This window comes from Parahalioglobus pacificus, assembly GCF_014652275.1.
GTDB classification, from domain to species: Bacteria; Pseudomonadota; Gammaproteobacteria; order Pseudomonadales; family Halieaceae; genus Parahalioglobus; species Parahalioglobus pacificus.
Genome location: NZ_BMYM01000001.1, coordinates 1,473,450 through 1,487,653 on the forward strand (window position 1 = coordinate 1,473,450; position 14,204 = coordinate 1,487,653).

General features: G+C 60.1%; 9 protein-coding genes. 8 read left to right on the forward strand and 1 reads right to left on the reverse strand.

Going from position 1 to position 14,204, the window contains the following annotated elements; translation table 11 throughout:
• The first annotated feature begins 2 nt into the window (after positions 1–2).
• Together glcF and rmf are read left to right on the forward strand one after the other, a co-directional pair.
• A complete protein-coding gene (gene glcF / locus IE089_RS06780; protein ID WP_189476564.1) occupies positions 3–1,226 on the forward strand; it encodes a glycolate oxidase subunit GlcF in 1,224 nt (407 codons plus the stop codon).
• 279 nt (positions 1,227–1,505) lie between these two features.
• Positions 1,506–1,709: a ribosome modulation factor gene (gene rmf, locus IE089_RS06785; RefSeq protein ID WP_189476566.1), complete on the forward strand. Its 204-nt coding sequence runs from the start codon at positions 1,506–1,508 to the stop codon at positions 1,707–1,709.
• Positions 1,710–1,924: 215 nt separating this feature from the next.
• Here rmf and IE089_RS06790 read toward each other — a convergent pair whose 3' ends face one another.
• Positions 1,925–6,802, reverse strand: a complete 4,878-nt coding sequence (locus IE089_RS06790) for an NAD-glutamate dehydrogenase (RefSeq protein ID WP_189476568.1) — start codon at positions 6,800–6,802, stop codon at positions 1,925–1,927.
• 262 nt (positions 6,803–7,064) lie between these two features.
• On the opposite strand from IE089_RS06790, the gene IE089_RS06795 reads away from it, so the two are divergent.
• The 6 genes from IE089_RS06795 to IE089_RS06820 are packed head-to-tail and all read left to right on the forward strand — an operon-like array spanning position 7,065 to position 13,958.
• The gene (locus IE089_RS06795; protein ID WP_189476570.1) at positions 7,065–8,021 is read left to right on the forward strand and encodes an AAA family ATPase; all 957 of its coding nucleotides are present in this window, start codon (positions 7,065–7,067) and stop codon (positions 8,019–8,021) included.
• An 8-nt stretch (positions 8,022–8,029) separates the two neighbouring features.
• Positions 8,030–8,971, forward strand: a complete 942-nt coding sequence (locus IE089_RS06800; protein ID WP_189476572.1) for a DUF58 domain-containing protein — start codon at positions 8,030–8,032, stop codon at positions 8,969–8,971.
• Entirely contained in the window at positions 8,968–9,444 is a 477-nt protein-coding gene (locus tag IE089_RS06805; protein ID WP_189476575.1) for a DUF4381 domain-containing protein, read from the forward strand. Before IE089_RS06800 ends, IE089_RS06805 begins: the two co-directional genes overlap by 4 nt.
• Positions 9,441–10,481, forward strand: coding sequence for a vWA domain-containing protein (locus tag IE089_RS06810; protein WP_189476578.1), 1,041 nt, complete (start codon positions 9,441–9,443; stop codon positions 10,479–10,481). The genes IE089_RS06805 and IE089_RS06810 overlap by 4 nt, the downstream gene beginning before the upstream one ends.
• Positions 10,478–12,298 (forward strand): VWA domain-containing protein, encoded by a 1,821-nt coding sequence (locus IE089_RS06815; RefSeq protein ID WP_229802619.1) that lies wholly within the window; start codon positions 10,478–10,480, stop codon positions 12,296–12,298. The genes IE089_RS06810 and IE089_RS06815 overlap by 4 nt, the downstream gene beginning before the upstream one ends.
• A complete protein-coding gene (locus tag IE089_RS06820) occupies positions 12,279–13,958 on the forward strand; it encodes a BatD family protein (RefSeq protein WP_189476581.1) in 1,680 nt (559 codons plus the stop codon). Before IE089_RS06815 ends, IE089_RS06820 begins: the two co-directional genes overlap by 20 nt.
• Positions 13,959–14,204: the final 246 nt, after the last annotated feature.

Consider the following 14,204-nt stretch of genomic DNA (forward strand, 5'->3'; position numbering starts at 1 on the left):
TCATGCACGTTGAACTCCATCCCAGGTACCAGAACACAACCGAAGGCCAGCGCGGTGCCGAACTATTGAGCGCTTGCGTGCATTGCGGCTTCTGTCTGGCAACCTGTCCAACCTACCTGGATACGCCGGACGAACGCGACAGCCCCAGAGGACGCATTTATCTAGTCAAGAATCTGCTTGAACAGGGCGATGCCAGTGCGCTTACGCGCCAACACCTGGATCGCTGCCTCACCTGTCGCAGCTGCGAAACAACCTGCCCATCAGGGATGCAATATGGGGCATTGGTAGACCTGGGTCGCGGCCTGGTGGACGAGTTGGCGCCGCGCCCGTGGTGGCAACGAATCACACGATTAGCCCTGCGCAAAACCCTGACCTCGCCCAGGCTGTTCCAGCCCCTAATACGTTTAGGGCAGATGCTGCGTCCGGTGCTACCCAAGGCACTTGCTCAGGCGGTACCCGCCCCGCGCCAGCGACACCCTACCCCAAGCAGCCAGCACCGGCGCAGGGTGCTGTTACTTGACGGCTGCGTGCAGGCGGCCGCCACCCCTCAAACCAACGACGCGGTAATCAGGATTCTGAATGCACTGGGGATCGACGGCGAGTTCAGCGTGGGTGCTGGCTGCTGTGGTGCGGTGAATTACCACCTGGGCGCGCACGATGATGGTTTGGATGATATGCGGCGCAATATTGACGCCTGGTGGCCCGCCATTGAAGCTGGCGCAGAAGCCGTGGTGACCAGTGCGAGCGGCTGTGGCGCCACCGTACATGAATATGGTCAGTATCTGGTCGGGGACCCGGACTACGCAACTCGCGCGGCAAAGATCTCCGAACTGGCTGTAGACATCGCGCAATTGCTCGCGAGTGAGGATTTGACCCCGCTAACTGCGCAGACCCAACCGCGGGTGGCGCTGCACACCCCCTGCACGCTTCAGCACGTGCTGGGGGCTGATGAAGCGGTTCGATCTATTCTCCAAGGTGCCGGCATCGAACTCACACAGACCTGTGATGATCACCTTTGCTGTGGCTCCGCGGGCACCTATTCATTGCTGCAGCCTGAGCGCAGCCAACGACTGCGGGAACGGAAGATCGCAGCACTGACCGGCGACGCACCCGAGCGCATCGTCACCGCGAATGTGGGGTGTCAGCTGCACCTGGACGCTGCCGCCACACAACCGGTGCATCACTGGGTGGAATTGCTGGACCCCTCCCCGGTCGATCCCGCCTGAGGTCACATCCCGCGAATATCGCGTGTGTACGGCCACAAATTGTGAATTATTACCATTTCGTTATATGAGCACAGAGCGCTGAGAACAAAACGTTGTTGGCGACTTCGCTCCCCGTTTGCTTTTATTAGAGAGCGTGTCTCAGACACCCCCGAGGTGCCGCTGCGCCTGTAAGGGCCGGCACTGCCTTACAAACACACTGATTTCGGTATCGCAGCCGCGCGTTGCGCGAGGGCGCTGTCGGCGGCAAAGCCGGTACCCGAGCCCCAGGAGGCAATCTCTATGAAAAGACAGAAACGTGACATGTACACCCGGGCATTCGATCGCGGCTACAAGGCCGGCGTATCGGGCCGAAGTAGCGAGTTCTGCCCCCATGTCAGTGATCAATCCCGCCAAGCCTGGCTGTCCGGCTGGCGCGAGGGTCGCAGCGATCAATGGGATGGGCTGACTGGCATTTCCGGTGTACACAAAATGCGCACGTTCTGACGATCCATCACCCTAGCGGGGTACGCCCCGCTTAAGTTCCCCACCACGTTCCTTCCACAGAGCCCTTTAGACAAGTCACAACACAAGAACAGAACCCCTCGCCACGCGAGAGGTCATGTTCACTTTGGTATCGTGTTTCGAGAAACAGACCCCTAGGCATAGCGGCCCGCGGGAATCTACTAACGAGCGCTACTACCCAGCGGGCTGCGGTGCCATCAATCGCGACTGCTGCTCTGCGCCAGATCCAGAAGCTCCCGGTTTGCCACGGCGAACATGGCGAAGTCGGGGGAATCGGTACTGTGCAGCTCGGTCAGCATCTCTTGCCAGCGAGTGACCAGTGGTGACTGATGTTCCTCCCAGGTACGCAGACATTTCAACAAGTCCCGGTCTTCCGCCATGTGCTTTAACACACCTACCGCCAAGGTCCGCTGTTGCCACTCCAGGTCTTCAAGGTAGGTGTCTCGCGCCATGGCCTGCCATTCATTGTCCACTTTGCTGGCGAGAATCTGCCCACCGAACCAATCCAGCTCCAGGCGCTCGCCCAGCACGTAGAATGCACGCGCAACGTCAGCCAGGGGTTCGCCTGTCTCCGTCGCCGCTTGAATAATACCCAGCGCGGTGTAGGCCTGAATGGTTGCTGCAACACTGGCTGCCAGTGACTCCTCAACGCCCTGTTCAAGGTAATACTCAAACTGCTCCTTGTACTGCTGCGCAGCCCGGCTGCGCCCCTTAAGCAGCGTGGGCAGGGCCTCGCGCAATTGCGCCACGCCATCGCTGAATTCCGCAATGATGGCCGTGGGCGCTAGTTTGTGACGACGGTTTCGCAGCAGCCAGCGCGTGGCGCGCTTCACCAGACGAATCAGTGCGACCATCATGCTAAGCTGAATACTGGCGTCGATCTTATGATCCAGCTGTTCAACGCGCTCCCAGACATCGCCAATGCCAAAGATCGCCATGACCGCGGTATACGCGCGAGCTATGTCCTGCGCGGTGGCCCCCGTCGCCTTGTGCTGACGTGCCACGAAGTTAAAACCCATGCGGTTGACAATGTCATTAGCGATCTGGGTGCACATAATTTCCCGATGCAGTCTGTGCTCGCGAATCTCTTCGTCGTAATCCTCAACCAGTCTTGCGGGAAAGGCTGTGGTCACCGCGCCAGCCAACACCGGATCAATACCGAGATCGGAGTCCAGCAGTCGCTCTTTCAGCAGCGCCTTACTGTAGGACACCAGCACCGCGAGCTCGGGACGCGTTAGCCCCTTGCCCTGCACGCGCCGATCGGCCAGTTCCTCATCACTGGGTAGAAACTCCAACCCCCTGTCCAGGCGGCCCGAACTTTCCAGAAGCGTAATGTACCGGCGGAACTCACCGCTGCGTTCCAGCGCCTGATGCTCCGCCAAACTGATCGCCTGCACCTGCCGGTAGTTATTCGCCAGCACCAGTTCGGCAACACTGCCGGTCATGTCCTCCAGCAACTCATTGCGGTGCTTACCGGTGAGGTCACCGCGCGCCACCACCGCATTGAGCAGGATCTTGATGTTCACCTCGTGGTCGGAACAATCCACTCCGCCCGCGTTATCAATAAAGTCGGTGTTGCAACGCCCGCCGTTGCGGTCGAATTCGATCCGCGCGAGCTGGGTCATACCCAGGTTGCCCCCTTCCCCGACCACTTTGCAGTGCAACTCCGACGCATCCACGCGCAGGCCGTCGTTGGCTTTGTCGCCGACATCGGTATGGGACTCAAGACTGGACTTAACGTACGTGCCGATGCCGCCGTTCCACAGCAAGTCCACCGGCGCCTTTAACAGATAAGCAATCAGTTCATTGGGCGTCAGGTGGTCCCGGTCTATGGTAAACGCCGCCTTCATCTCCGGCGAGACAGTGATGGACTTGGCTGAGCGACTGAAAATACCGCCGCCGGCAGATATCAATGCGTTGTCGTAGTCTGCCCAGGACGAGCGCGGCAATTCAAACAACCGCTTGCGTTCGGCAAAACTCGCAGCCGCGTCAGGGTTGGGATCGACGAAGATATGCAGATGATTGAACGCGGCCTGCAGACGGATGTGTTCAGACGAGAGCATGCCATTGCCGAACACGTCGCCGCCCATGTCACCGACACCGATAACCGTGAAATCGGTGCGTTGCACATCGATACCCATCTCGCGAAAGTGACGCTGCACCGATACCCAGGCGCCGCGCGCGGTAATGCCCATCTTTTTATGGTCGTAGCCGGCACTGCCGCCGGAGGCGAAAGCATCGCCCAGCCAGAAGTTGTATTCCGCAGAAATGCTGTTGGCGATATCGCTAAAGGTCGCAGTTCCCTTGTCGGCGGCGACCACCAGGTAAGGGTCCTCGTCGTCCTTGGCCACGACATGCTCGGGGCGCTCGATACCGATATCAGTGCGGTTGTCGGTAATATCCAGCAGGCCGCGAATAAAGAGCTTGTAGCAAGCAATCCCCTCTTGCTGTATCTCATCCCGCGACATCTCCGGGGTTACGCGCTTGGCAACAAATCCTCCCTTGGCGCCCACAGGGACAATCACCGCGTTTTTAACTTGCTGCGCTTTCACAAGCCCCAGCACCTCGGTACGGAAATCCTCCTGACGATCGGACCAGCGCAAACCGCCCCGTGCCACTTTGCCGCCACGCAAGTGCACCCCTTCCACCCTCGGCGAGTAGACAAAGATTTCAAACATGGGCACAGGACGCGGGATATCGGGAATCGCACCCGGCTTCAACTTGAACGATATATAGGGCTTGAAGCCGAGGGCATCGTCTTGCTGGAAGAAATTGGTGCGCACGGTCGCTTTGATCACCGTGACAAACTGGCGAATGATGCGGTCTTCGCCCAGATTCTCTACTTCATCCAGAGAGTCGAGAATGCGCTGCTCTACCGCTAGCTCCCGCTGCGCGCGCCAGTCTTCGTCACCGTCGAACACGGGAGAGAAACGCGTAAGGAACAGCTCCACGATGCAGGTAGTCAGGTGCATGTGGTTTGCCATTGTTTCGGCGATGTAATCGGCGCTGTAGGGGAAAGCGATCTGGCGCAAATAGCGGGAGTAAGCCCGCAGTAAGGCGATCTCGCGCCAGCTCAGCCTTGTGCCCAGCAGCAAGCGGTTGAAAGAGTCACTCTCAGCCTCGCCAAACCAGATACGGGCAAAGGCGTCCTCGAACTCTTCGCGCACGCCGTCGAGGTCGATATTCCTCGCCAGGCTGTAGATCAGGCTGAATTCCTGCACCCAGTAGCGCTGCCCGTCCGCGGCGCGCACACCGTAGGGCCGCTCCGAAACCACACGCAGACCCAGGTTTTCCAGAATGGGCAAGATGTCCGAGAGCGGCATAGGGTTGCCGCGGTTGTAGAGCCGCAGCTTCAGCTGTTCGTCGCCCTCCTCCACCATGCGGTACAGACTCATGCCCAGGTCCTTGCCAGCCATGATGGGCAGGAATTTGCGCACATCCATCACTGCAACGCGGGGGTCAAAGTCGTCCTGATAGCCGGGCGGGAAACCCGCGCCCAGATCCCGCATTAACTCCTCGCCGCGTTCCTCACCGAACTCCTCCAGTAGCCGCTGGCGCAGTCGATCTTCCCAGGCCTGTGTCGCGTGCACTATCTGTTCCTCAAGTTCTGTGATGTCGTAGTCCACAGAGCGCGCGGGGTTCACCCGCAGCACCAGGTGCACCCGCACCAAAATGGACTCTGTAAACAGGGTGGTAAATTCGGACTCTTCGGCTTCAAACGTGCGGGTCAATATGTCTTGAACCCGCTGCCGCCGCTCGGTGGTATAACGATCACGCGGCATGTACACCAGCGCACTGACAAATTTGCTGTGAACATCCTGGCGCACAAACACCCGGGTTTGACGACGCTCCTGAATGCGCGCCACAGCGCCCGCAGTCGCAAACAGTTCAGCCGTGCTGGACTGGAACAATTCGTCGCGGGGGAAGAGCTCGAGAATGCGTAACAGCTCGCGCCCGTCGTGCTCACCCTTATCCAGGCCCGACATATCCAGCACGCCCTGCACTTTGCGACGCAGAATAGGAATCATGCCGGGGTTCATGGTGTAGACCGTCGAGGTGTATAGCCCCATGAAACGGTGCTGACCGACAACGTCACCGCTGTCGTCAAACACTTTGATCTCAACGTAGTCGGGGTAGGTCAGGCGATGAATACGCGAAGGTGAGCGCGACTTGCCAAAACTGAGCTGACGCTGCTGTAGCTCATCTCGACTCATGCGCTCCAGATCGGCCCGCAGATCGCTCTCGCCACGGGTATTGCGCCTGCGTAAGTTCCCCAGGTGCTTATCGGGATCAGCGGTTACACGCACTTCACCGCCACTGCGGTTCACCTCCAGGTATTCGTACCCCAGGAAGGTCATGTGATTGCCGCCCAACCAGTTCAGAAACGCCAGCGCCTCATCACGCCACTCGGAGGCCACGCAATCACTGCAGTCAACGGCCTGCTTAGCCATCTGCAGATGGCTGCGCATCGCATCGAAATCACCGACAACCAGACCGACCTCAACAAGAATATCGGTGAGTTCACGCCTGAGTTCTTCGAGATCATCCACGTCAGAATGACGCGCCACTTCGAAGTACAGCAGGCTCTCCCGCGACAGAACGCCGCCATTGCCCGATTCGTTACTGGCATCCCTAGGCTCGGAGCCGTGTGGCAACACCTCAAGCAGCTCGCCACTTTCATCCCGGCGCGTCACCAGATTGCAGCTAGTCAGCGTATGAATGGGTAGGTTGCGCGCGTTCATCTCTCCGCGCACTGATGCCGTGCAAAACGGCATGTCACGGCACAGTATGGCGATGACCGTGTAGCGAGATTCCCAGCCATGCGCCTGCACATCGGGATTGAAGATGCGCACCTTGGGCTCGCCATCGGACCAGTGGTTTATAAATCGCAGCAGACCGTAGAGGCAGCCGTAAAGATTCTCCGAGGAACGGCCCCTCAGATCTTCCGGCGCAAAGCGCGAGAAGAAGGTCGCTGCCAGGTTGTTTAACGCGCTGCGATGGGCGGCGTCGCCACGGGCTTCAATCCGCTGCGCGACGTCGTCCAGCAGGCTTTGTTTCAGTGCTTCCCAGGCCATGGATTGCGGGTTCTCTCCAGGCTAACGGGCACCTTATCGGCACCACTTATTGAATTGCGCATAGTCTAGACCATAGCCCTTGGTATGTAGCCCCCGCCGTTGAACTTTTCGGGTGGTGAAAAGTCACATTGGCAGATATTAAGGTCACCATTCTGGCGACGATTGGAAGGCCAGCGAGTGTCATATAGAATGCGGCATCCGCGCCTACGTCGCGGACAATGCACCCATCGAACCGTACACCACAGACATCACAGGAGCTCGCGTGAGTAGCGCAGACCTTCGAGTATTGGAAGCCTGGCTAAGCCAGCAGATTATTGGACAGTCCCATCTGGTTCAGCGCCTGATCATCGCCCTGTTGGCAGATGGACACTTACTTGTAGAGGGCGCGCCGGGGCTGGCCAAAACACGGGCCATCAAGACCCTGGCCGATGGTCTGGAGGGCAGTTTCCACCGAATTCAGTTCACCCCCGATTTGCTACCCGGCGACGTGACGGGTACAGAGATTTACAGGCCCCAGGAAGCCAGCTTCCATTTCCAGCAGGGCCCCGTGTTCCACAACCTCGTGCTCGCGGATGAGATCAACCGTGCTCCGGCCAAAGTGCAGTCTGCCCTGCTTGAGGCAATGGCAGAACGTCAGGTAAGCGTGGGCAGCCAAACCTACGAACTCCCCGAGTTGTTCCTAGTGATGGCGACCCAGAACCCCATTGAGCAGGAGGGCACCTATCCCCTGCCTGAGGCTCAGTTAGATCGATTCCTGCTGCACGTGACTGTCGATTACCCCGATGCGGAAGCCGAGACCAACATCCTCAGACTCACCCGCGCAGAGGCCACCGGCACCAACAGTGAACCGCCTCAGGCGCTGTCGCAGGCCAGCGTCTTTCAGGCACGCCGCGAAGTGCTGTCGCTGCATATGGCGGAGTCCGTTGAACAGTACATCGTACAGTTGGTGATGGGCACACGCAGACCAGAGCACTACTCCGAGCAGTTGGCCTCCTGGATTGAATTCGGCGGCAGTCCCCGCGCCACCATCGCCCTGGACCGGTGTGCCCGGGCGCACGCCTGGCTTCGCGGGCAGGACTTTGTCTCTCCCGATGATGTGCAAGCGGTGGCGGCCGACGTATTCCGGCACCGTTTACTGCTTAGCTTCGAAGCCGAAGCCAACGGCATCACACCTGATGATGTCACGGCAGAGCTACTCAAGCTGGTCCCCGTCGGCTAAACCCGGGCATGCGCGCCGCTGACCTATCCCTGCCGCCCCGGGGCGCCTACACAGCGCTGGATGAATTGATCGCGCTGCGCTTCTCTGCGCGCCAGCTCAACATCACGCGACGCAGCCGGGCCTTGAGCGCACTCGCAGGCCCCAACAAGTCCAATTTCCGCGGTCGCGGCATAGACTTCGAGGAGGTGCGCTTCTACCAGCCCGGCGACGACATCCGCACCATTGACTGGCGAGTCACTGCGCGCACCGGCGAGGCCCACACCAAGCTGTTCCGGGAAGAGCGCGAGCGTCCTGTCATCATCGTCGCTGATCAGCGCAGCCAAATGTTCTTTGGCTCAAGCCATTGCTTTAAGTCGGTGATCGCCGCCCATATCAGTGCGTTGCTGGCCTGGAGCGGGCTGGAAAACGGCGAACGCGTGGGCGGGCTGGTATTTAACGACGCACAGCATCGGGAACTCAGACCCAAGCGAAGCCGCCGTACCGTACTGGCGCTGTTGTCTGAAATTGATCGCTACAACCACCAGTTACCACCCGAGGCGGGCACAGATTCCCAGAGTTTCGGCGACATGCTCAGCAAACTGCGACGCATAGCACGCCCGGGCAGCAGTCTTTTTATCGTCAGCGACTTCAGTGGCGCCGACACTGAACCAGCGCGCGAACACCTCTACCAGTTGGCCCAACACACAGAAATCACTGCAGTGAAGTGCAGCGACCCGCTGGAACAACAATTACCGCGCAGTGGCCGCTACGCTGTGACGGACGGGGTCACTCGCAGCGAGTTGAACACTGCGGATAAAGGGCTGCAACGCAAGTTCTCTGAAGAGAAAGCCACGCAGGCCAAGCAGCTTGCCAGCGACCTCAGCCGCCTGGGTATTCCCCTGATCCGCGCGAGCACTGGTGTTTCGGCACTGTCCGCCTTGCAACCCGTGTATGGGGACAAGCGTCGATGAACCCGCAATCGGACCCATTGGCCGCGCTGCACCCCCTGCGCGAGCCCGCTGCGATCGCACTGTGGCCCCCCGCTCCCGGCTGGTGGTTATTGGCGCTCTTGTTGATGGTGCTGTTAATCGCGGCGGCACTGTGGCTGCGGCGCCGGTATCAGATGGGAGCCTATCGTCGTCAAGGCCTGCAACAGCTGAGCCTGATCCGTGCCAGATGGCAAACCAGTGACGACGAGAAACGCTATGTCGCCGAGGTCAACGCCCTGCTGAAGGCAGTGGCGATGCGTGCACTGCCAGAGCCAACGGTTGCCAGCGCCAGCGGCCAAGAATGGCTGGCGCTACTGGATGCACATGCACCGAAAGATTGGACAGCACCCAAATTGCTGGCCACAGGCCCCTACTCTCCCGCGCCCGATACCGGCGCCGAAACACTCTATGACATGTCCGCGCGATGGATCAGGGAACACAGGGCAGAATCATGATCGAGTGGGTATGGCCATTGATGCTGCTACTTTTGCCGCTGCCGCTAGTGGTGAGACGTTTGCTGCCACCCAGTGGTGGCGATGAGGCAGCTCTACGCGCGCCGTTCTTCGCCGACTGGCAGGCGCTGACCGCCGAGCAAGGCAACACCATGGGCGGCAGTGACCGGTTGTCGCTGGTCGGGCTCTGGTTGGTGTGGCTTTGCCTGGTACTCGCCGCGGCCAGACCGATGTGGATCGGTGAACCCATCGAGCTACCCAACAGTGGTAGAGACCTGATGCTGGCGGTCGACATCTCCGGCAGCATGCGCATCGAGGATATGAAGGTTGGCAATGCCGTTGCGAGGCGTATCGATGCGGTGAAGCAAGTGGGTGCCGACTTTATCGAACGACGCACAGGCGATCGGTTGGGCCTGATCCTGTTTGGGAGCAACGCCTACGTTCAGTCTCCGTTGAGTTTTGATACAGGCACCGTCAAACGTTTTTTGCTGGAGGCGCAGATTGGTTTTGCCGGCCAGGAGACGGCCATTGGTGACGCCGTTGGTCTGTCTGTAAAACGGTTGCGCGAGCGCCCCGCCGACAGCCGTGTACTGGTACTTCTAACTGATGGGCAAGACACCGCAAGCACGATCACACCGCAGGATGCTGCGCGACTGGCAAGGGATCTGGATATCAAGATCTACACCATCGGCATCGGCGCCGATGAGCTCACCTTGCCCGGCATTTTCGGCTCCAGTTTCGGCCGCCGGCAGGTCAACCCTTCCGCAGAGTTGGACGAAGCCAGTCTCAAGGAAATAGCCCAGCTCACCGGTGGTCGCTACTTCCGCGCCAGAGACCCGGCAGAGCTGGCCAACATTTACGCCGTACTGGACGAGTTGGAGCCCGTAGAGCAGGAGGCCGCAGTTTACCGCCCCCGGCAGTCGCTGGGTTATCTGCCGCTGGGCGTCGCCATTATCCTGAGTTTTCTGCTCGCCCTGCGCCATGCGGCGCGTGCTGGTGGCTGGCTTGGCAGAGAACGAGCAGTAGGTGCACAACCATGAGCCTGCTGCAGGAACTTCACCTGATGCGACCTGAGTGGTTGTGGGCGCTGATACCCGCCATCGGCCTGGGTATATGGCTGTGGATCGCTCGCGGCCGTTCGGGAAGCTGGCGTTCAGTGATCGACGCGGAGCTGCTGCCTTATCTCATCAATGATTCACAGAGCCGGGGCAGCGGCCACTGGCTGCTACTCGCCCTCCTCATCTGCTGGTGTCTGGCCGTATTTGCCGCCGCTGGCCCCAGCTGGCGACAGCTGCCACAGCCCATACATCAGAAGCAGGACGCCATGGTGTTGATGCTTGATCTGAGCTATTCGATGAAGGCGGCCGACCTTGCTCCCTCGCGCATTGATCGTGCACGGCAGAAGCTACTGGACCTACTCTCAGAGCGGCGCGAAGGTGTTACTGGGCTCGTGGCCTATGCCGGGGACGCGCATATTGTGACCCCCTTAACAGACGACAACCCCACCATCGCCAATCTTCTACCCGCGCTTAATCCCGACATGATGCCAGTACCGGGTTCGGATGCGGATGCCGCCGTGTCGCTGGCGGTGTCGCTGTTGGACTCAGCGGGCATTCGCGGCGGCCAGCTGTTACTGGTCACCGACGGGGTCAGCGAACGCGCCGTCAAGGCCATACAGAGCCGTCTTGATGGCAGCACGGCGCGCCTGTCGGTGTTAGGTGTTGGCACAGCTAGTGGTGCACCTATCCCGCTGCCAGGCGGCGGTTTTTTGAAAGACCGCGAGGGCGCTATTGTCATTCCTGGCCTCGATGAGGGCCCGCTGCGAGAACTCTCAACACTACCCGGCAGCCAATATCAGCGCATGCAGATTGGCGATGGCGACATCCAGCAAGTGCTGACTCAGAGCGCACTGACCAACTCTTCGGAAACGCTGGAACTGGAGCGCAGTGCCGACACCTGGGAAGACCAGGGATACTGGTTCGTACTGTTGCTGCTGCCTCTGGCACTGGGACTGTTTCGACGGGGAACACTCGCCAGCGTTGCCCTGGCCGGTGTGCTACTGATGGACAGCCCGGGCGCCCAGGCACAGGTTTGGGATTCCCTGTGGTTTACGCCAGATCAGCAGGGCCAGCGTGCACTGGATGCTGGCGATGCCGCGCGTGCCAGCGAGCTCTTTGAAAACAGCGACTGGGCTGGCACCGCGGCCTATCGCAGTGGCGATTTTGAAACCGCAGCGGAGTTGTTCGACAGCAACCAGAGTAGCGATGGCTGGTACAACCGGGGTAACGCACTGGCGCGTGCCGGCGACCTCCCCGCCGCCGCCGAGGCCTACCGCGAATCACTTGCCCTAACACCCGAGCGGGAAGACGCTAGCGAAAATCTCGCTCTGGTCGAGGAACTGATGCGCCAGGAAGAGCAGCAACAGGAACAGCAGAACAATCAGGACCAGCAAGACCCCAACCAGGATCAGGAGGGCGAGCAACAGCAGCAGGATGCTCAGTCGAACGATTCGAGCCAGCCTTCCGATGACAACCAGGGTGAGCAGTCAGACGGTCAGGAGAGCCCCCAGCAAAGCCCACCGCAGGAGCAGGAGCCCGCGTCCCAGACGGATGAGCAGGAGGACGGTGAGAACAGCGAGCAGGAACAGTCGTCCCAAGAGCAGGAGGGGCAGCAGACACCCCAGCCCGATATCGACATGTCAGCTCTGGATGAGGACATAGAGCGTGATCAGGCACTGGAGCAGTGGTTACGGCGCGTGCCGGATGACCCCTCCGGCCTGTTACGAGAAAAATTCCGATACGAAAGCCGTCAGCGACAGCAACGCGGCGAGACCAAGAATGATGACACCTATTGGTAAATTACAGACCCGGCGACTGCTAGTACTGCTACTGACGGTGTTCTGGGCAGGCACGCTAAAAGCTGATGTCACTGCCACCCTGGATCGCGAAAGCGTGGCCATGGGCGACACTCTGCGCCTGCAGATCGTCGCTACCGCCGGCGAGCCCATTGACGACATTCCACTGAGCGAGCTACTCACCGATTTCGAGATTCTGCAGCGAGGCACCAGCAGCAGTACGCGCGTGGTCAATGGCAAGTCCACCAGCAGCCGCACCATCAATCTGGACATTACGCCTCGCCGAGAGGGCGATCTGAGGGTGCCTGCCTTGACCGCCGGCTTGATCCAAACAGTGCCCATTGCCGTGACGGTGGGTCCTGCTCCCACACTGGCGGCTAACGGCGATCTGGTTCTGTTTGAGGCCGAGCTGGACCGTGAGCAAGTCTACGTGCAAGGTCAATTACTGCTGACCTTGAGACTACAACAGGCCGTGTCCCTTGAGGCGCGCAGCATTACCGAACTGCAGATAGACGGTGCGTTCGTAAAACCCCTGCAGCAGCGGACGTTCAACCGGCGCGTCAACGGACAGACCTGGCAAGTGTATGAAGTTCGCTATGCCGTTTTCCCTGAACAAAGCGGTGTACTGACAATACCCAGCCAAACCTTTAACGCGCGCATTGCCCAGCAACGTCGCAGCCTGTTCGATGTCGGCGGCGGCGGTAAACCGATACGCCGCAGCACACTGCCACTCAGCATCGAAGTCCTGCCCCGCCCCGCCGGGTACCCGGACCAAACCTGGTTGCCAGCAACGGCCCTCCGCGTTGAAGAGAGCTGGTCTACGCCGCCAGAATCATTAAAGGCCGGCGAATCGGCGACGCGCACCCTGCGACTAGTCGGTGAAGGACTACAAGGTGCCCAGCTACCGCCACTGCCGCTGCCTGAGGTGAGCGGTCTCAAGTTCTACCCCGACCAGCCGGACATCAGTGAACGGGAAAGCGATGCGGGCATTACGGGCGTAAGGGTCGACAGCGCTGCCATTGTCCCCACCAACAGCGGCAGCTGGACGCTGCCTGAGATCCGCATTCCCTGGTGGGACACCAACAGCGGTTCTTTGCAGTTTGCCACAGTGCCCGCCCGTGAAGTCAGCGTCAGCGGCCCCGCCACAGCCGCGGCAGAGCTTGCTCCAACAACTGCCCTGCCTGCCCCCTCACAGGCTGTGGCTGACGCAACACCTTTCACTGCGGGTTACTGGCCCTGGGTTGCCGCAGCAGCGCTAATGGGCTGGATGTTGACCGCCCTCGCCTGGCTGTACAGCCGTCGTGGCAGCACCGCCAGCGAGCCCGCGGCACGAGAAGAGCACCCCGATGAAAAAAATGCGTTCAAAGCACTGTCGGCCGCGTGTGCCAGCGACCAACCCCTGGCCGCACGTCAGGCCCTGATCACTTGGGCGAATTGCCGGGGCCACACGACAACACGCCTTGAGAGCGTGGCAGCTGCACTGGCCGGGCCTGATGACCGCACCCTCTGGGATGACACTGTGACCGAGCTTGAAGCTGCAGCATTCAGTGACACCGCCCATGGGTGGCAAGGCTCTCAGCTGCTGGGGCTGGTGAAAGATGCTCGGCAGCGCAAGCCAGCTGTGCAAAAGCACGACAATACGCTGCAGCTCTACCCGGGTTAAGGCCGTGGGCTAATCCGCTCCCATTGCCCCGCGCGTACAATCATTAAGAACAGGTTTGATGAGTATTCGAGTAGCGGCGCACATGTTGTCGGGACCCAAACGAACCCCATGCGGGCACTCTCCGGAGGTCTTCGTCTTCGTCTACGGTCGGTCCTAAAGGTGCTGTACCCGCTCAAGACTTGCGTTACAATGTAGTCAGCGTTGTGCAACGGATGCACCGAGGGACGCCCTAGGGACAGGATACGG

What these genes read in the sequence shown, in the direction of transcription:
- rmf (WP_189476566.1), top strand. Translation starts at nt 1,506, where the DNA reads ATGAAAAGACAGAAACGTGACATGTACACCCGGGCATTCGATCGCGGC.
- IE089_RS06815 (WP_229802619.1), top strand. Translation starts at nt 10,478, where the DNA reads ATGAGCCTGCTGCAGGAACTTCACCTGATGCGACCTGAGTGGTTGTGG.
- IE089_RS06790 (WP_189476568.1), bottom strand. Translation starts at nt 6,802, where the DNA reads ATGGCCTGGGAAGCACTGAAACAAAGCCTGCTGGACGACGTCGCGCAG.
- IE089_RS06810 (WP_189476578.1), top strand. Translation starts at nt 9,441, where the DNA reads ATGATCGAGTGGGTATGGCCATTGATGCTGCTACTTTTGCCGCTGCCG.
- glcF (WP_189476564.1), top strand. Translation starts at nt 3, where the DNA reads ATGCACGTTGAACTCCATCCCAGGTACCAGAACACAACCGAAGGCCAG.
- IE089_RS06805 (WP_189476575.1), top strand. Translation starts at nt 8,968, where the DNA reads ATGAACCCGCAATCGGACCCATTGGCCGCGCTGCACCCCCTGCGCGAG.
- IE089_RS06820 (WP_189476581.1), top strand. Translation starts at nt 12,279, where the DNA reads ATGATGACACCTATTGGTAAATTACAGACCCGGCGACTGCTAGTACTG.
- IE089_RS06800 (WP_189476572.1), top strand. Translation starts at nt 8,030, where the DNA reads ATGCGCGCCGCTGACCTATCCCTGCCGCCCCGGGGCGCCTACACAGCG.